Below are 17518 nucleotides of genomic sequence, written 5' to 3' on the forward strand. Positions count from 1 at the left end.
CGGGCCGCGCCGCCACGTAGACTCGTGCCGACTTGATGCTGAAGCGGAGCCTACGGAGGGAAAACGTGCAGGTCGGAGCGGCTCGTTGAGATTTCTGCACACCTCCGACTGGCACCTGGGGCGGTCCTTCCACCGTGTGAACCTGCTCGGCGCCCAGCGCGCCTTCCTCGACCACCTCGTCGAGACGGTGCGGGCCCGGGAGATCGACGCGGTGCTGGTCGCGGGCGATGTCTACGACCGGGCCGTGCCGCCGCTCGCCGCCGTGGAGCTCTTCGACGAGGCGCTGCACCGGCTCGCGGAGCTGGGCGTGCCCACCGTCATGATCTCCGGCAACCACGACTCCGCCCGCCGCCTGGGCGTCGGGGCGGGGCTGATGGAGCGGGCCGGTATCCATCTGCGCACCGACCCCGCGGACTGCGGCACACCCGTACTCCTCACCGACGCGCACGGCCCGGTGGGGCTCTACGGACTGCCCTACCTCGAACCCGCCATGGCGCGCGACACCCTCGGCGCGCCCCGGGCCGACCACGCCGCGGTGCTCGGCGCGGCCATGGACCGGGTCCGGGCCGATCTGGCGGACCGCCCCGAGGGGACCCGCTCCGTGGTCCTCGCGCACGCCTTCGTCACCGGCGGCACGGCCAGCGACAGTGAACGCGACATCACCGTCGGCGGGGTCGCCTCCGTGCCCGCGGCGGTGTTCGACGGCGTCGACTACGCCGCGCTCGGCCATCTGCACGGCTGCCAGACCCTCACCGAACGGGTCCGCTACTCCGGCTCGCCGCTCGCGTACTCCTTCTCCGAGGCCGACCACCGCAAGTCGTCCTGGCTCGTCGACCTCGACGCGGACGGCACCGTGCGCGCGGAGCGGGTGGACGCCCCGGTGCCACGCCCGCTGGCCCGCATCCGCGGACCGCTGGAGGAGCTGCTGGACGATCCGGCGCTGGCCCGGCACGAGGACTCCTGGGTGGAGGCGACGCTCACGGACGCAGCCCGCCCGCACGAGCCGATGGCGCGGCTCGCCAAGCGCTTCGGGCACCTCGTCAGCCTCGTCTTCGACCCCGACGAGGGGCCCGCCCGCTCGCTGGCGTCGTACGCGCAGCGGCTGCGCGGCCGCAGCGACCAGGAGATCGCCGAGGACTTCGTGGAGCACGTACGGTCCGGCCGCGGCGCCGACGAGCACGAACGGGCCGAACTGCGCTCGGCGATCGACGAGGTGCGCGTCGACGACCTGGCCGCCGAGGTGGCCCGATGAGGCTGCACCGGCTCACCGTCACCGCCTTCGGACCCTTCGGCGGCACCCAGACCGTCGACTTCGACCGGCTCACCCGCGACGGCCTGTTCCTGCTGCACGGGCCGACGGGCGCGGGCAAGACCTCGGTCCTGGACGCGGTGTGCTTCGCGCTCTACGGCTCGGTGCCCGGGGCGCGGCAGGGCGGCCAGGCGCTGCGCAGCGATCTGGCCGACCCGCCGACCCTGACCGAGGTCGTCCTCGAACTGACCGTGGGCGAACGGCGGTTGGAGATCACCCGGCTGCCCGAGCAGCCCCGCCCCAAGAAGCGGGGCAGCGGCACGACGAAGGAGAAGGCGCAGAGCAGGCTGCGGGAGTTCGTGCCCGCCGCCACCGGGGCCGAGGGGCAGTGGAAGGCGCTGAGCCGCTCCCACCAGGAGATCGGCGAGGAGATCGGGCAGCTGCTCGGTATGAGCAAGGAGCAGTTCTGCCAGGTCGTCCTGCTGCCGCAGGGGGACTTCGCGCGCTTCCTGCGGGCCGACGCGGAGGCCCGGGCCCGGCTGCTGGGACGGCTCTTCGACACCCGGCGGTTCGCCGCGCTCGAAGAGCAGCTCAACGCCCGCCGCAAGAGCGCGGCCGACCAGGTCGCGGCCGGCGACGAGCGGCTGCTGGCGCTGGCACACCGGATGGCGCAGGCGGCCGGGGACAGCACCGACCTCACCGAACTGAGCGGGCTCGCCGACCTGGCCGCCCTGCCGGTCCCGGCGCAGGGCCGGGCCCCGGCGGCGACCGCGGCCGTACCGGCGCAGACCGGTGCCGCCCGGCGCGGCGGGCGCGACCGGCCGGCCGCCGCGGCCGCGCAGGAGTCGCCCGCGCCCGGCCCCGGGGACCCGGGATTCGCGGACGCGGTGCTGGTCAGGGCCGCCGTCGCCCGGGTGAGCGCACGGGAGCGGCTGACCGTCGCCCAGGCCGCGGCAGGTGCCGCCGAGGACGCGGAGCGGTCGGCGGCCCGGCGGCTGGAGCAGGCCCGCGAGCGCGACCGGCTCCAGCGGCGGTACGCCGACGCCCGGCGCCGGGCCGCCCGGCTCGATGCGTACGCCGAGGAGGGGGAGCGCACCCGCGAGCGGCTGGCACGGGCCCGCGCGGCCGCCGAGGTCGCGCCCGCGCTCGCCCTGCGGGACGCCGCCTGGCGCGACCTGGACGCGGCCCAGCGCGCCGAGCGCGAGCGCCGGGCCCCGCTGCCGCCCGACCTCGCGGACGCCGGCCCCGACCAACTCGCCGCAATGGAACGGACGTTGCGGGAGGAGCTGGGGGCCCTCGCGGCGGCCCGCCGGGCCGAGCGCCGGGCCGAGGACATCGCCCGGGAGCGGGCCGCCCTCGACCGCGAGGCGCGCGCCGACGAGCAGACGCTGCTGGACGCCGCCGAATGGCTCGCCGCCTGGGACGGTGCCCGGCGCGCGCACCAGCAGCGCATCGAGACCGCGCAGGAGGCCGCGACCCGGGCCGAACAGCTCGGCGCCCGGATCGAACCGGCCGCCGAACGGCTCGCCGCGGCCCGTCGACGCGACCGGCTCCGCGACGAGGCGGCCGCCGCGGACAAGGATCTGCTCGCCGCCAGGGAGCGCTCCGCGGCCGCCCATGAGCACTGGCTCGACCTCAAGGACCGGCGGCTGCGCGGAATCGCCGCCGAGCTCGCGGAGCAGCTCGGCGAGGGCCGGGCGTGCGCGGTGTGCGGCGCGACCGAGCACCCCCGGCCGGCCCGCGCCGGTGCCGGCCACGTCGACCGGGCGGCCGAGGAGGCCGCGCTGGCCGACCACCGCCGGGCCGAGGACGCCCGGCAGCAGGCGGAGGCGCACGGCCGGTCCGTCAACGAGGCACTGGCCGCCGCGACCGCCGCGGCGGGCGACACCCCGAGCGCCGAACTGGCCGCACAGGTCGAGGAGTTGCGCGCCGAGTACGCCCGCGACCACGCACGCGGCGCCGATCTGCACGCCGCCCGCGAGGCGCTCGGACGCGCCGAGCGGGAGTACGAGCGACGCCGGGCCGAGCAGCAGCAGGCCGAGCGCCGGGCGGCCGCCCGCACCTCCCACCGAGAGGCGCTGGAGCGCGAGCGGACCGCCCTCGACGAGGAGCTGACCCGGGCCCGGGGCGAGTGCGCCAGCGTCACCGAGCGGGCCGGGCGGCTGGAGCGGCAGGTGGCGCTGCTCGCCGCCGCGGCGCAGGCGTCCGGTACGGCGCGCTCCTGCGCCGAGCGGCTCAAGGAAGCCGACGCCGGAGCGTCGGACGCCGCCTTCCGATCCGGATTCGACACCCCGCAGGCCGCCGCCGAAGCGCTGCTGCGGGACGAGGAGTGGCGCGCGCTGCAGCAGCGGCTCGACGACCGGCAGCGCGAATCGGCCGCCGTGGAGGCCGAGCTGGCGGACCCCGAGGCCCGGGCCGCCGCCGAGCTGCCGCCCGCCGACCCGGACGCCGCGTACACCGCGCACCAGGACGCCGCCGCGCGGCTGCGCAGCGCCTCGACGGCCCTGGCCACGGCCCGGGAACGCGGCGCCGAACTCGACCGGCTCTCCGCCCGCGCCGAGGCCGACGCCCGCCGGCTGGCCCCGCTGCGCGCCGACCACGACCGCATCGCCCGGCTCGCGGCGCTCGCCTCGGGCACCTCCGCCGAGAACGAGCGCCGGATGCGTCTGGAGTCGTACGTCCTGGCCGCGCGTCTCGAACAGGTCGCGGCCGCCGCCAGCGCGCGGCTGCACCGGATGTCGGCCGGCCGCTACACCCTCGTCCACTCCGACGAACGCGCCGGCGGGGCGCGGCGCTCCGGCCTCGGCCTGCACGTCATCGACGCCTGGACCGGCCATGAGCGCGACACCGCCAGCCTCTCCGGCGGCGAGACCTTCTTCGCCTCGCTCGCCCTGGCGCTCGGCCTCGCCGATGTCGTCACCGACGAGGCCGGCGGCACCCGGCTGGACACCCTCTTCATCGACGAGGGCTTCGGCAGCCTGGACGAGCAGACCCTCGACGAGGTGCTGGACGTCCTGGACTCGCTGCGCGAACGCGACCGCAGCGTCGGCATCGTCAGCCATGTCGCGGACCTCAAGACGCGCATCCCGGCCCAGCTGGAGGTCGTCAAGGCCCGGTCGGGCTCCACGGTCCGCCATCGGGTGCCCGGCTGAGCCGGCCCGGGGCGGACGGCGGCGGGCCGCCCGTCACTGACTGACCGGGCGGCGGGGGAGCGGTGAGGAGTAGACGACGCTGGTCGTCACGGAGCCGAGCGCGCCGATGCGGCCCGACACCTCCTCCAGGTGCCGCATGGAGCGGGCGGCGACCTTGAGGACGAAGCAGTCGTCGCCCGTGACGTGGTGCGCCTCCAGGATCTCGGGCGTGGTCTCCAGCAGATCGTGGAACGGCTTGTAATTGCCGTTCGGATACCGCAGCCGGACGAAGGCCAGGACCGGCAGCCCGATCCGCTCCGGGTCGATCACCGCCGCGTAACCCGAGATCACCCCGGCTTCCTCCAGTCGGCGGACCCGTTCGGTGACCGCGCTGGCGGACATGCTCACGGCGCGGGCCAGCTCGGCGTAGCCCGCGCGGCCGTTGTGCTGCAGGACGTCGAGGATGCGCCAGTCGGTGGCGTCGGGGGAATAACCGGTCATCCGGGCTGTCTAGCAGTGGAATCAGCGGCAGATCAAGGGTTCTGCCGGTGATCGTCGCTTTCCGGCCGCCACCGTGAGCCATAGATTTACGGTCATGATCACACAGAAGCCGCAGCCCACCAGCGCCGTACTCGCCACGGCGCCGGCCGCGCCCGCCGACGCCGCCGCGTACTTCGCCGCCCGCCTCGCCTTCCACACCGACGTCGCCGACGTCCATGGCGCGCTCGCGGCCGGCGCCGCCGATTTCGTCGTCGTCGACTCCCGCAGCACCGCGGCCTGGGACCAGGGGCACGTCCCCGGCGCGGTACATCTGCCCACCGCCCGTATCGCCGAGGACGCGGAGCAGTTGCTGGACCCGGCGGTCCCGGTCGTCGTGTACTGCTGGGGCCCCGGATGCGACGGCGCCACCCGCGCCGCGCTGGCCCTGGCCCGGCTCGGCTACCGGGTCAAGGAGATGCTCGGCGGCATCGAGTACTGGATCCGCGAGGGGTACGAGGTCGAGACCTGGCAGGGCACGGAACGCCGCCCGGCCGACCCGCTGACGGCACCGGTCGGGGCCGAGGACTGCGGCTGCTGAGCTCCGGCCCCTGGAGCCACCCCTCCCCGGACGGTCGTCAACTCCGGGGCCGGGTTCAGGCGTTGAGGGCGGCCGGGGACGCATCGGCGGGCGCGTCGATCTCGTAGGCGCGCAGTCCCTCCCGTTCTCCGACGAAACGGAAGCCGGCCCGCTCCAGCACGCGCTGCGAGGGGGTGTTCTCCGGCTCGGTCAGGGCGCACACCGTTCGCACCTCTGGCCGGGCGGCCGCCCACCCGGCCAGCAGCCGGGCCGCTTCGGTGGCCCATCCGGCGCCGCGTGCGGACGGGGAGAGGTCGTAGCCGATCTCCACGAAGCCGGTGTCGTCCGGCGGGCCGTGGAAGCCGATGCTGCCCAGTGCCGTGCCGCTCGCCGTGTCCGTGAGGACGAAGACGCCCCAGCCGGGGCGGTAGCCACCGGAGGCGGCGGCCCGTACGGCGATCTCGGCGCCGCTGGAGGTGGTCGCGGGCGGGACGGTGTCGATCCAGTCGAAGCCCGCCGTCTCACCGTCCGCCACCCGGGCCGCCGTGGCCGGCAGCAGCGCGCGCAGCGTCACCCGGCCCGCCGTGAGCCGCAGGGGGTAGCCGGCGCCCGTGGTGACCAGCGCCTCGAACAGCGGACGGTGGTCCGTGCCCGCGGGCAGCCCGCTGACCTGGCCGTCGCCGACCTCCACCACCCGCCAGCCGCCCTCCGCGCGCCGCGCCAGATCCGTGGTGACGAAGCGCGCGCCCAACTCCCTTACGGCCGGGGCCACCTGGGCGAGATCGGGCACCGGGCGCAGCTCCGGTGTGTCGGGGTGCGGGCCGATCAGCACCGGTTCGCCGTCCACCCACCACACCCGTGCCTCGCCCACCTCCCGCGCGTAGGTCTCGAAGGCCCGCAGCACCACGCCGCCGGTCAGGAACTCCTCCTGGAGCGCGACGAAGCGGCCGACGACCGCCGCCAGCCGCTCGGTGTCGGCCGCGTCCGGGACGTAGGCAGCCTCCTCCCATTCGTGCTTACGGGACTTGACCCAGTCCTTGACGACGAGCGGACGGCGCTGCCCCGGGGCGGTGAACGGTGCGGCGAGCCCGGCCAGCGCCGCGCGCTCCGGCGGTCGGCCGGGCGCGCAGGGGAGCCAGGCGCTGTGCGGGGTGAGCGCGCGGAACGTGCCGTACCAGCCGGGGAGTTCATGGGCGGTGCGGTAGGCGGCGGGCGAGGTCAGCAGGGGGCAGCCGCGTGCGGCGAGCGCCGCCGCCAACTCGGCGTAGCGGTCGGCGGGCAGCATCCAGCCGCGGTACCAGACCGGTCCGGCATCGCCGGGCACCCGGGATACCGCCGCTTCGGTGTCCCCGGCGAGCAGCGCCTCATGGTCGAGCACCGCGATCGCCGCGCCGGCCGCCCGCGCCGCGGCGGCCTCGGCCGCGAAGTGCGGGTCCGTGCGCCGCGGGCGCAGCGGATCGCCGGAGAACACCAGGAGCGGCCGGTCCGCCGCGAGGTCCACTGTCATATCAGCGGACCCTACGGACGCCGGCGGCCGGCCACAACACCGTTCTGCGCGGGCCGGCCACCGGTCCCAAGACCCCTGGTCAGAGCGCCGACAGCTCGCTGAGCAGATCGTCCAGGCCGAGCGAGCCCTGCGACAGCGCGGCCATGTGCCATGCCTTGAGGTCGAAGTCCGCGCCGTGCCGGGCGCGGGCCGCCTCCCGGCCCTGGAGCCAGACCCGCTCGCCGAGCTTGTAGCCGATGGCCTGACCGGCCATGCCCTGATAGCGGATGATCTCGCTCTCGACGAAGTCGGCCGGGCGGCTGGAGTGGCGCGCGAAGAACTCGTGCGCCAGCTGCGGCGTCCAGCGCTCGCCCGGGTGGAAGGGGGAGTCCGCCGGGATCTCCAGCTCCAGGTGCATGCCGATGTCGATGATGACGCGGACGGCGCGCATCATCTGCGCGTCCAGATAGCCCAGGCGCCGCTCGGCGTTCGTCAGGAAGCCCAGCTCGTCCATGAGGCGCTCGGCGTACAGCGCCCAGCCCTCGGCGTTGGCGCTGACGATGCCCACCGTCGTCTGGTAGCGCGAGAGCCGGTCGGCGACATGGACCCACTGCGCCAGCTGGAGGTGATGGCCCGGTACCCCCTCGTGGTACCACGTCGAGACCAGGTCGTAGGCCGGGAAGCGGGTCTCGCCCATCGTCGGCAGCCACGTACGGCCGGGGCGGGAGAAGTCCAGGGACGGCTGGGTGTAGTACGGGGCGGCCGCACTGCCGGGCGGGGCGATCCGCGACTCCACCCGGCGCACCCGCTCGGCCAGTTCGAAGTGGGTGCCGTCCAGCGACTCGATGGCCTCGTCCATCAGCGACTGCAGCCACTGCCGGGTCTCCTCGACCCCCTCGACCGCCTCGCCGTGCTCATCGCACCAGGCCAGGGCCTCCCACGGCGTCTTCGCGCCGGGCAGCACCCGCTCCGCCTCGGCCTCCATCTCGGCCAGCAGCCGGTGGAATTCGGACCAGCCGTACGCATACGCCTCGTCCGCGTCGAGGTCGGCGCCGTTGTAGTAGCGGGCGAGGCGGGCGTAGCGCTCGCGGCCCACCACGTCCGGCGCGCCCGCGATGGCCGGGGCGTAGCTGTCCCGGAACCAGTCGCGCAGCTCCACCAGGGCGCCGGTGGCCACCTCCGCGGCCTCGGTCAGCTCCTTTCGCAACGCGTCCGGTCCCGGGTCGGTGAACTCGGCGAACCAGCTGCGTTCGGTGCCGATCCACTCGTCCAACTGGCCGATGACGGTGGCGACTTGGAGCGGGCCGGCGGGCAGGTCGCGCTTGCGGCCGGCGTCGAGCGCGGCGCGGTAGCCCTCCAGCGCGGCGGGCACCGCGCGCAGCCGCTGCACGATCGCCGCCCAGTGCTCCTCGGTCTCGGTGGGGGTGAGCGTGAACACCTCCCGCACGTGGTGCAGCGGCGAGCTGAGGTTGCTGACCGTGCGCAGGCCCTCGCCCGCCTCGTGCACCGCCAGCTCGGCGGTCAGCCGCTCGCGCAGCAGCCGTGCGCAGATCCGCTCGGCCGGACTGTCCGCGCCCGGCCGGGCCTCGGCCTCGGCGAGCCGCTCCAGCGTCGTACGGGCGAGCTGGGCCACCGCTTCCTGGCCCGTCGGCGAGAAGTCGGGGAGCTTGCCGGAGCTCTCGGGGATCCCGAGGTAGGTGCCGGTGATCGGGTCCAGTTCGACGAGGGCGTCGACATAGGCGTCGGCGACCTCACGGGGCAGCGGACCGCCCCCGGAAGTAGTGGTGTTGGACATGCTGGCCATCCTCGTACGGATCACCCCGCCGCGTCACCATCAATAGGCCGGACGTGCCTGTCGCTTTACGGCGCCATTGCCATCCGGCGCGGCCGGCCGGGCGCCGCCACGCCCGACCGGCTGTCAGCGGGTGTCCGAGGGGCCACGGCCGGGCCCGGCTCAGCGGCGGCCGGTGCCGTCCTGGACGCGGACGCTCTCGTGGGGCTCCCGCCGGGCCGGAACTCCCGTCGGACGGGCGGTGATCACCAGCGTGCCCTCCTCGATCTGGTAGTCCAGCGGCAGGCCGAGGCCGCGCATCGCCGCCACCATTCCCGTGTTGGATGCCTGGGTGATCGCGTAGACGCTCTCGCAGCCGGTCTCGGCCGCCATCGCCACCAGCCGCCGCAGCAGCTCGGCGCCCACCCCGCGCTGCTGCCAGTCGTCCTCGACCAGCAGCGCGACCTCGGTCTCGTCGCCGTCCCACAGCAGATGGCCGAGCGCCACCAGCCGGCCGGACGCGGTCTCGACGGCCAGGGTGCGGCCGAACCGCGGGCTCAGCAGATGCCCGAGGTAGCGGTCCGCGTCGCCGACCGGACCGTGGTAGCGCAGCGCGAGCGTCCGCGGCGAGCAGCGGTCGTGCATCTCGCGCGCCGCGGCCAGGTCGGAGGTGTCGGCGCGGCGGACCGTTATCTCGTTGCCCTCCGGCAGCGTCAGCACATCGCGCCGCCGCGGCACCCGCTGGCCGAGCCTGGCGTCCAGCTCGACCAGCGCCCGGACCCGCGCGAACTCCGTGGGGGTGAAGGGCAACTGCGGCCTTTCGATGGTGAGCGAGCCCCCGGCGGGGTCGCGGAACTTCATCACGTGCTCCTCCAGAACGCCTTCCGCGGGCACCTGCTCGGCGAGCGGCTGACCGGTCAGCGAGCGGGCGGGGACCGAGTGGATCGTGCAGCGCCCCAGCAACTGGCGCAGTGCCAGGGGTAGTTCGGCGGAGTCGAGGGCCGTACGGGTCGCCAGGCCGAGCATCCGGGTCGGCACGTCGACGAGATCGTGCGCATCGGCGCGCTCCACCCAGCTGTGGGAGCCGCCCGCGCCGGCCACCGTACGGGTCAGCTCGCCGGGTGCCAGCGAGCCGGGCGCGCGCAGCAGGAACTCGTCGACCGTGCCCTCGGACAGCGGGTGGGTCTGCAGGCTGAGTATGTCCACCCGCCGAGCGGCCAGTGCCGTGCACAGCGCGGCCAGGCTGCCCGGCTCGTCACGGACCGTGGTCCGCATCCGCCACAGCGTCGTCTCCTCACTGCCGGCCCGGGGGGCCGGATCGGCGAGGGACGGCGCCGTGGCGCCGGTATCGGTTGGTGGCGGGCCGCTTTCGTGGCGTCGTGTCCACCAGACGTGGAAGCCGGCCGTGGCGATCAGGGCCACCGCCGCGGCGCACAGCAGCACCGGGCCCGACGGGCCGTGCGCGACGGTGTTGGCGACGGCGTCGGCCACCGCGACGGCCGTGAACAGGGCCGCCAGCTCGACGATGTCCCGGCGCCAGTGATGGCGGCGGGAGGAATGGGCAGAGGAAGCTTCAGTCATGCACACAAGCCTTGCCGACCCGTGTTGCCTGATCGCCAACACCTTGTGTCCGACGGGTAAAAGACGCAATCGGCGCATTGGCCTCTACTGTCCTACCCGTCCCGGTTGGAGCACCTTGCTGAACAACACTTCGCCGCCCTCCTGACGCAGCCGCACCGTCAGCTCCCCGCTCGCTGCGTCGATGTCGATCTCGCCGAAGTTCTGCGGAGTCTCCGCAGGGGAGGTGTTGGCACGGTCCGGCGCCTTGATGAACGGCTGCGTGGGCCCGAAAGTTCCATCGAGCTTCAGCGCCTGGAACCCGCCCGCGTTCAGCGGTCCCGACACGAACTCCCAGAACGGCTCGAAGTCCTTGAACGCCGCCCGCTCCGGCGCGTAGTGCTGCGCCGACGTGTAGTGGACGTCCGTCGTCAGCCATACGGTGCCGGTGATCCGGGCGTGCTTGATGTGCCGCAGCAGCTCGGCCAGCTGCAGCTCGCGCCCCAGGGGAGCGCCGGGATCGCCCTGCGCCACCGCCTCGAAGTCGGTCTTGCCGTCCGGGACGACCAGGCCCAGCGGCATATCGGACGCGATCACCTTCCACACCGCCTGCGAGCGGGACAGCTCCCGCTTGAGCCAGCGCAGCTGCTCGGCCCCCAGGATGCCCTGCCGGTCGTCGGTCTGCCGGCCCGGCGAGTTGGCGTTGCGGTAGCGGCGCATGTCGAGCACGAACACATCGAGCAGCGGCCCGTGGTGCACCACGCGGTAGACCCGGCCGCCCTGGTCGGGCCGCAGCGTACGGATGGGGAAGTACTCGCTGAAGGCGCGCAGCGACCGCGCGGAGAGCACATCCGCGTTCTTCTCCGTGTAGCGGTCGTCGTCGAGCAGCTGCCCCGGGTACCAGTTGTTGTGCACCTCGTGGTCGTCCCACTGGGTGATCGTCGGCACCTGCGCGTTGAACCGGCGCAGATTGTCGTCCAGCAGGTTGTAGCGGAACGCGCCCCGGAACTCGCTGAGCGTCTCGGCGACCTTCGCCTTCTCCTCGGTGGTCACGTTCCGCCAGATGCGGCCGTCCGGCAGGGTCACCTTCTCGGTGATCGGGTTGTCCGCGTAGATGTTGTCGCCGCTGCACAGGAAGAAGTCCGGGTTCCGGCGCCGCATCTCCTCGTAGATGCGGTAGCCGCCGCGGTCCGGATTGATGCCCCAGCCCTGACCCGCGAGATCCCCCGACCAGTGGAAGCGGACGTCCTTGCGGCGGTGGGCGGGCGCGGTGCGGAAGGTGCCGGAGACCGGTTCGCCGGTGCTCCGGGGGTCGTCCGGGTCGGCGAGCAGCACCCGGTAGTGGACCTGCTCGCCGGGCGGCAGACCGTGCAGCGAGGTGACGCCGGTGAAGTCCGTGCCCGCTCCGATCACCGGGCCGCGCCAGGTCCTGGCGTTGCGGAACGACTCGGTCGCCGCGGTCTGCACCACCATCCGGGCGGGCCGGTTCGACCGAACCCACACCAGCCCCGAGGACGTGGTCACATCCCCCACCTGGACGCCCCAGTCGGCGCTCGGCCGCCCGCCGCGGGCCTGCGACGGCGCGGCACAGGAGAGCACGGGCAGTGCCAGCGCCGCGGAACCCGCGGCCGTGCCCTGCAGCAGCGACCGCCGTCCGAAGCCGCCACCGGATCCCTGCGCCATCTCGAACCTCCATGCCGTCACCGAGCTTGCTGATGACCCGTTGGTATCGCTGCCTGGTGCCCCGCAGCGGAACGGCCGGTGAACAGCAAGGTGTTCACCGGCCCGCGCCGGGCCCGGCCCATCGTCGCAACACCACCGGCCGATCGCCAGGACACCACCGGAACGTTTACGGCACCTGGACCCAAGGAGCCACCCCCCGCCCCTCGCGGGGCGCCCGAACCGTCCACTGGGGGCAGCCGATCCGGCGCCGGCCCGCCGCCATGGTGGCGCCCGTCGCACTCCGCCGTTTCCGCTGGACAACGCGGGTGCGGCCCGGTGGGATGGAGGAGTGCTGAAGGAATCCGCGACCGACGTCTTCGAGGAACACCGCCCCGTCCTGTTCGGGGTGGCCTACCGCATGCTCGGCCGGGTGGCCGATGCCGAGGACGTGGTCCAGGACGCCTGGTTGCGCTGGTCGGGCGTGGACCGCTCGGTGGTGCGCGAACCGCGCGCCTTCCTCGTACGGATCACCACCCGGCTGGCCATCGACCGGCTCCGGCAGGTTCAGTCGCGCCGCGAGTCGTATGTGGGGCCCTGGCTGCCGGAACCCCTGGCGACCGACTTCGGCGGTACCGCACCGGACAGCGCGGAGCGCACGGTCTTCGCCGAGTCCGTCACCCTCGCCGTGCTCGTCACCATGGAGTCGCTCTCCCCGCTGGAGCGCGCGGTGTTCGTGCTGCGCGAGGCATTCGGCTATCCGTACGCGGAGATCGCCGAAGCCCTGGACCGCAGCGAGGCCGCGGTGCGCCAGCTGGCGGGCCGGGCCCGGCGGCACGTGGAGGAGGGCAAACCGCGCTTCGAGGTCGACCCCGTGCGCCAGCGCGACCTGACCGAGCGGTTCCTGGCCGCGGCGGCCGGCGACGACCTGGAGGGGCTGCTCAGCATGCTGGCGGCGGACGCCCGGCTGGTCGGGGACAGCGGAGGGAAGGCCAAGGCGCCGCTGCGGGTCATCGAGTCCGCGGACAAGATCGCCCGCTTCCTCGTCGCGGTCGTCAAGAAGGTACCGGCCGACCTGGAGTACGGCTTCACCGAACTCAACGGCGGTATCGCGCTGTTGACGCACCAGGGCGGCGTGCCGGACACCGTCATCCAGCTCGGCATCCGGGACGGCCGGGTCCAGACGGTCTACATCGTGCGCAACCCGGACAAGCTCGGGGCGCTGGCCGAGGGCTGAGCCGCCGCACTCAGACCGGTCCGCGGGGCGGTTCGCGGGCCGGACGGCACCGGCATGCCACGCCGGTGGTTCCCTGCGCCCTGGCCCGCCCAAGAGGTTCGGCGCGTACGAGGTGACGGAGCGCCAGGTCGGCGCCGCCTCGGCGTCCGATGGGGTGCCCCTCCTCGCTACGACACGTCGCACACCGGGCCGCGAAACCTCTGCGGGATTGGTCTTGACCAAGGGTGGGGGCGGTCATATCGTCGGGATACTGCAACAACCTTTAATAAAGAAGCGCTCATAAACGGGAGCGCGTGCGGGCCCGCATCCGTAGGGGCCCGCGTGCGGACCCGGGTTCCATGGGGGCGTGCCCGGCGAGGGCAACGGCCAGTGCGGAGGACAGGGTGGGGACCACGCAACTCGAAACGGTGCCGGAGCCGAAGTACTGGCACCTCAAGACCGTGCTCAGCGATGCGCTGGACTCGGAGTTCGCGGTCGGCGAGATTCTGCCCAACGAGCGTGAGCTGGCGGCGCGGTTCGGCGTCGCCCGGGCCACGCTGCGGCAGGCGCTCGAACAACTGGAGCTGGAGGGCAGGCTGCAGCGCCGCCGCGGTGTGGGCACCACCGTCGCACCGCCGCGCGTAGGCGTCGCCGTCGACCCCGTCCGCCACACCTGGCCCGGCGCCCCCGGCGACGACTGGCAGCCGGTCGACGCCACACAGAGCGACACCGTCCCGGCCGCCGTGGCCCGCCTGCTGCAGACCGCTCCCGGAGAGCAGGTGCACATCGTGCGCCGCACCCGGGTCACCAACGGCCAGCCCGTCGCCGCCGAGCTGCTGTACGTGCCGTCGGCCGCGGTGCCCGGCCACACCGAGGAGCCCGTGCGCAGCGCTCCGGCCCGCGCCCGCGCCGTGCTGCACGAGTTGCAGCAACTGGAGCTGGAGGGCCAGGACCGCACGGTGGAGCTCGGCTCGGCCCGCGCGGAGGACGCCCGCCAGCTGGACCGGCTGCCCGGCGCACCGGTTCTCGTCGTGACGACCCGCTATGTCTCCGGAGGACGGACCACCGCCGTCGCGGTGTCGACGTACCGCGCGGACACCTGCCGGCTGACCTTCGGCGCCAGCGACGAGGTGTCGCTGCTGGCAGGCTGAGCCGTCGGCCCTGTGGTTTCACGGCGCCCGCACCGGATGCTCGGCTCCGGTGCGGGCCACCGCGTTTTGGACCCCGGCCGGGCTCAACGGCGGGCGGTCGCCGTGCCCTCCACCGCGAAGAGTTCGCCCTCCACATGATCCAGGGCCAGCCGTAGCGCGCCGGTGGCGATCGCGGCCTCGCCCAGCAGGGAGAGCGCCACCTGCGGAGGGCGCAGACAGTAGCGCGCCAACTCCCCGCGCAGCGGCTCCAGTACACCGGCCAGCCCCGCCGCCCAGCCGCCGATCACGACCAGCTCCGGATCGAGCGCCAGCACCAGGGCCGCGACATCGTGCACCAGCCGCCGGATGAAGCGGTCGACGGCGTCCCGGGCCCCCGCGTCGCCGCCCCGCGCCGCCGCGAAGACCGCGGCGACCTGCGCCTCGTCCAGAGGGTGCAGCGGCTCACCGGTCGTCGACAGCAGCTTCTCCGGCGTCGCCTCGCGCCCCAGCAGGTGCAGTGCGCCGATCTCCCCGGCGGCCCCGCCGAAGCCGCGGTGCAGCCGGCCGCCGATCAGCGAGCCGGCTCCCGGGCTGAGCCCGGCCAGGACGAACACGATGTCGTCCGAGCCGGCCGCCGCCCCCTGCCAGTGCTCGGCGACCGCGGCGGCGTTGGCGTCGTTCTCGACCAGCACCGGGCAGCGGAACGAGCGCCGCAGTCGCTCGCCCAGCGGCAGTCCCGTCCAGCCCGGCAGCGCGGTGCCCAGCCGTACGGTGCCGTCCGCCTCCACGATGCCGGGGGTGGCCACACCGACGGCCCGCAGCGAACCGCGCGCCACGCCCGTGCGGCGCAGCAGTTCGGCCACCACGGAGCGGACCCGCTCCAGCCGCTCGTCGGCCGCTGCCGTCTCCAGGACCGGGCGCTGCGCGGTGTCCAGCACCCGCCCGCTCAGATCGGACAGCAGGGCCGAGACGCGGTGCGGGCCGATCTCGACGCCCAGCAGATGCCCGGCCTCGGTACGGAACCGGAACCGGCGGGCCGGGCGCCCCTGGCGGCGGGCCTCGCCCTCCTCGGCGGGCGCCTCGACCACCAGCCCGGTCTCGATGAGCCCCTCGACCACGCCCTCGACCGTCGGCCGGGACAGGCCCGTCACCTGGACGAGGTGGGTGAGCGTGGCGGAGTCCGCGGCGCGCAGCGCATCCAGCACCACCGCGGAGTTGATCCGTCGCAGCAGGGAGGGATCCCCGCCGGTGAGCCGCCCCAACGTCCCACTCCCTCGCTCTGTCCGTGTGTGGCGGATCGTAGCCGGTCAGAGGGTGTGCGGCGAGCCCCGGACGGGGCGCCCGCCGCGGTCAGCCGGGCGCGACGAACCCCGATTCGTACGCGGCGATGACCGCCTGCGTGCGGTCCCGGGCGCCCAGTTTCCCCAGTACCGCGCTGACGTGGGTCTTGATGGTCTCCGCGCCCAGGAAGAGTTGCCCGGCGATCTCCGCGTTCGACAGGCCCCGGGACATCAGCCGCAGCACCTGCCGCTCCCGTTCGGTGAGCGCGGCCCGCTCGAAGTCCGCCCGGGCCCGTGCGTTGCGGCGGCCGGCCGCCATGGCGCGCAGCGTCGCCGGCAGCAGCAGCGAGCCGCCCTCGGCGACGAGCCGCACCGCGTGCACGATCTCGGCGGGCCGGGCGCGCTTGAGCAGGAAGCCGTCCGCGCCGGCGCGCAGCGCCTCGTAGACATAGTCGTCGTCCTCGAAGGTGGTGACGACGAGGATCCGGGGCGGCTCGGCCACCGACCGGAGCACCGCACGGGTCGCCTCGATGCCGTCCAGCAACGGCATCCGTACGTCCATGGCGATCACGTCCGGGCGCAGGCGACGCACCATCGGGACCACGGAGGCGCCGTCGGCCGCCTCGCCGGCCACCTCGATATCGGGCTGGGCTTCCAGGATGGCCCGCAGACCGGCCCGGACCAGCGGTTCGTCATCGACGAGGAGTACGGATATCGGCACGGGATCACCCTAATCGGCGCAGCGGCAGGCGGACGCGGACCCGCCATTCGTCGCCTTCCGGCCCGGTTTCGGCCTCGCCGTCGAGGAGCGCGGCCCGTTCGCGGATACCGCGTAGACCGCGGCCGCCGCCGCTCGGCTCCGACGCGGCGGGCAAGCCGTTGCGTATCTCCAGCTCCAGCGTGTCGGCGTCGGCTGCTATCCGCACCGACACCGGCACCGGGCCCGCGTGCCGCAGCACATTGGTCAGCGCCTCCTGCACCATGCGGTAGCCCTCCCGTGACACCGGTCCGGGCAGGGCCTCCAGCGGACCGGTCACCTCGGCGCGGACCGTCGCCCCGGCCGCCCGCGCCGACTCCAGCAGGCGGTCGGCATCGGTGAGCGCCGGCCGGTCGGCGGGCCTGGGGGCGTCCTCGCGCAGCAGCCGCAGCGCCCGCTCCAGATCGGCGAGCGCCTGGCGGCCGGTGTCCTCGATGGCGGCCAGCGCCCGGTCGGTGAACTCGGGCGATCCCGCGGCGCGCGCCGCGCCCGCCTGTATCACGGTGACGGTCAGCGCGTGACCGACCGAGTCGTGCAACTCCTGGGCCAGCCGGTTGTGTTCCAGGATGCGCTCCGTACGGGCTTCGAGCGCGGCGAACCGCTCGGCCGCCGAGGGGCCCAGCAGCAGCTGTGCGGCACGGGCCATCAGCCTGCCCGCCCCGACGGCGACGGCCAGCAGCAGCACCAGGGGGAGCGGCGCGAGCAGGCCGTACCACCAGTGTGGGGTGTCGATCGAGGGCCAGCCGGCGACGTGGGTGGCGTGTCCCCTGGCGGCCCGGGCCAACACCACGGTCAGCGCGGGCAGCTGGAGGGTCAGGGCCGTCATCGCCACACCGGCTTCGAGCCGGAGCAGCAGCCAGATGGCCGTACGGCCGCGGTCGCGCCAGGTGGCCGACGGTGCGGTGGCGATCTGGGAAGAGCCGCGCTCGCCGGTGCCGGATCGGCCGGGAAACAGCAGCAGCTGGGCCTGCAGGCTCTCGACGCGCCGCACCGCGGGCACCAGCGCGGCCAGCAGAAGGAGGGGCACGGGCAGTACCGCGAACCACTGCCACGGCCCGCCATGGCCCGGCCGGAACGTCCCTCCGCGCAGAAACCCCATCAGCACCCCGGCCACACAGCCGGTCAGCAGATGCAGCCAACGGCTGTACGTGACGGGCTGGAAGAGCGGCTTGAACACGGAGTGGCGGACGGCCGAGAGCGATAAGGACACCCCGTCATCGTGCCA

At 74.4% G+C, this 17518-nt stretch carries 13 protein-coding genes; 5 read left to right on the forward strand and 8 right to left on the reverse strand.

All coding sequences use genetic code 11. The features are described from left to right. Positions 1–85 precede the first annotated feature (85 nt). Together ACZ4NB_RS35460 and ACZ4NB_RS35465 are read left to right on the forward strand one after the other, a co-directional pair. The gene (locus ACZ4NB_RS35460; RefSeq protein ID WP_467667157.1) at positions 86–1252 is read left to right on the forward strand and encodes an exonuclease SbcCD subunit D; all 1167 of its coding nucleotides are present in this window, start codon (positions 86–88) and stop codon (positions 1250–1252) included. After that, positions 1249–4401, forward strand: a complete 3153-nt coding sequence (locus ACZ4NB_RS35465) for an AAA family ATPase (RefSeq protein ID WP_467667158.1) — start codon at positions 1249–1251, stop codon at positions 4399–4401. Before ACZ4NB_RS35460 ends, ACZ4NB_RS35465 begins: the two co-directional genes overlap by 4 nt. A gap of 33 nt (positions 4402–4434) precedes the next feature. Here ACZ4NB_RS35465 and ACZ4NB_RS35470 read toward each other — a convergent pair whose 3' ends face one another. Beyond that, complete coding sequence (locus ACZ4NB_RS35470) at positions 4435–4881, reverse strand: Lrp/AsnC family transcriptional regulator (RefSeq protein WP_384435717.1); 447 nt, start codon at positions 4879–4881, stop codon at positions 4435–4437. A gap of 94 nt (positions 4882–4975) precedes the next feature. Here ACZ4NB_RS35470 and ACZ4NB_RS35475 point away from each other — a divergent pair, with 94 nt between their 5' ends. Beyond that, positions 4976–5458: a rhodanese-like domain-containing protein gene (locus ACZ4NB_RS35475; protein WP_467667159.1), complete on the forward strand. Its 483-nt coding sequence runs from the start codon at positions 4976–4978 to the stop codon at positions 5456–5458. Between the two features lie 55 nt (positions 5459–5513). Here the strand turns inward: ACZ4NB_RS35475 and ACZ4NB_RS35480 are convergent, their stop codons facing one another. The 4 genes from ACZ4NB_RS35480 to ACZ4NB_RS35495 form a co-directional block, all read right to left on the reverse strand. After that, complete coding sequence (locus ACZ4NB_RS35480) at positions 5514–6944, reverse strand: GNAT family N-acetyltransferase (protein ID WP_467667160.1); 1431 nt, start codon at positions 6942–6944, stop codon at positions 5514–5516. Between the two features lie 79 nt (positions 6945–7023). Continuing rightward, on the reverse strand, positions 7024–8718 hold the full coding sequence (locus ACZ4NB_RS35485) for a DUF885 domain-containing protein (protein WP_467667161.1): 1695 nt from the start codon (positions 8716–8718) through the stop codon (positions 7024–7026). A 159-nt stretch (positions 8719–8877) separates the two neighbouring features. Further along, on the reverse strand, positions 8878–10275 hold the full coding sequence (locus ACZ4NB_RS35490; RefSeq protein WP_467667162.1) for a GNAT family N-acetyltransferase: 1398 nt from the start codon (positions 10273–10275) through the stop codon (positions 8878–8880). A gap of 84 nt (positions 10276–10359) precedes the next feature. After that, positions 10360–11934 (reverse strand): alkaline phosphatase D family protein, encoded by a 1575-nt coding sequence (locus ACZ4NB_RS35495; RefSeq protein WP_467667163.1) that lies wholly within the window; start codon positions 11932–11934, stop codon positions 10360–10362. Positions 11935–12262: 328 nt separating this feature from the next. Between ACZ4NB_RS35495 and ACZ4NB_RS35500 the strand changes: the two genes are divergently transcribed. Both ACZ4NB_RS35500 and ACZ4NB_RS35505 read left to right on the forward strand, forming a co-directional pair. Continuing rightward, positions 12263–13147 carry an RNA polymerase sigma-70 factor gene (locus ACZ4NB_RS35500; protein ID WP_467667164.1) on the forward strand — a complete coding sequence of 295 codons (885 nt, stop codon included), beginning with the start codon at positions 12263–12265 and terminating at the stop codon, positions 13145–13147. 383 nt (positions 13148–13530) lie between these two features. Continuing rightward, entirely contained in the window at positions 13531–14277 is a 747-nt protein-coding gene (locus ACZ4NB_RS35505) for a GntR family transcriptional regulator (RefSeq protein ID WP_467667165.1), read from the forward strand. Positions 14278–14360: 83 nt separating this feature from the next. Here ACZ4NB_RS35505 and ACZ4NB_RS35510 read toward each other — a convergent pair whose 3' ends face one another. The 3 genes from ACZ4NB_RS35510 to ACZ4NB_RS35520 form a co-directional block, all read right to left on the reverse strand. Then, the gene (locus ACZ4NB_RS35510; protein WP_467667166.1) at positions 14361–15518 is read right to left on the reverse strand and encodes an ROK family transcriptional regulator; all 1158 of its coding nucleotides are present in this window, start codon (positions 15516–15518) and stop codon (positions 14361–14363) included. Between the two features lie 88 nt (positions 15519–15606). Further along, positions 15607–16257: a response regulator transcription factor gene (locus ACZ4NB_RS35515; RefSeq protein WP_467667167.1), complete on the reverse strand. Its 651-nt coding sequence runs from the start codon at positions 16255–16257 to the stop codon at positions 15607–15609. A 4-nt stretch (positions 16258–16261) separates the two neighbouring features. Continuing rightward, positions 16262–17503, reverse strand: coding sequence for a sensor histidine kinase (locus tag ACZ4NB_RS35520; protein ID WP_467667168.1), 1242 nt, complete (start codon positions 17501–17503; stop codon positions 16262–16264). Positions 17504–17518 lie beyond the last annotated feature (15 nt).

The sequence above is a fragment of the Streptomyces sp. NPDC026575 genome, assembly GCF_055567415.1.

Excerpts from the sequence above, each read along its gene's own strand:
- ACZ4NB_RS35465 (WP_467667158.1), top strand. The coding sequence starts at position 1,249 with ATGAGGCTGCACCGGCTCACCGTCACCGCCTTCGGACCCTTCGGCGGC.
- ACZ4NB_RS35470 (WP_384435717.1), bottom strand. The coding sequence starts at position 4,881 with ATGACCGGTTATTCCCCCGACGCCACCGACTGGCGCATCCTCGACGTC.
- ACZ4NB_RS35475 (WP_467667159.1), top strand. The coding sequence starts at position 4,976 with ATGATCACACAGAAGCCGCAGCCCACCAGCGCCGTACTCGCCACGGCG.
- ACZ4NB_RS35480 (WP_467667160.1), bottom strand. The coding sequence starts at position 6,944 with ATGACAGTGGACCTCGCGGCGGACCGGCCGCTCCTGGTGTTCTCCGGC.
- ACZ4NB_RS35485 (WP_467667161.1), bottom strand. The coding sequence starts at position 8,718 with ATGTCCAACACCACTACTTCCGGGGGCGGTCCGCTGCCCCGTGAGGTC.
- ACZ4NB_RS35490 (WP_467667162.1), bottom strand. The coding sequence starts at position 10,275 with ATGACTGAAGCTTCCTCTGCCCATTCCTCCCGCCGCCATCACTGGCGC.
- ACZ4NB_RS35495 (WP_467667163.1), bottom strand. The coding sequence starts at position 11,934 with ATGGCGCAGGGATCCGGTGGCGGCTTCGGACGGCGGTCGCTGCTGCAG.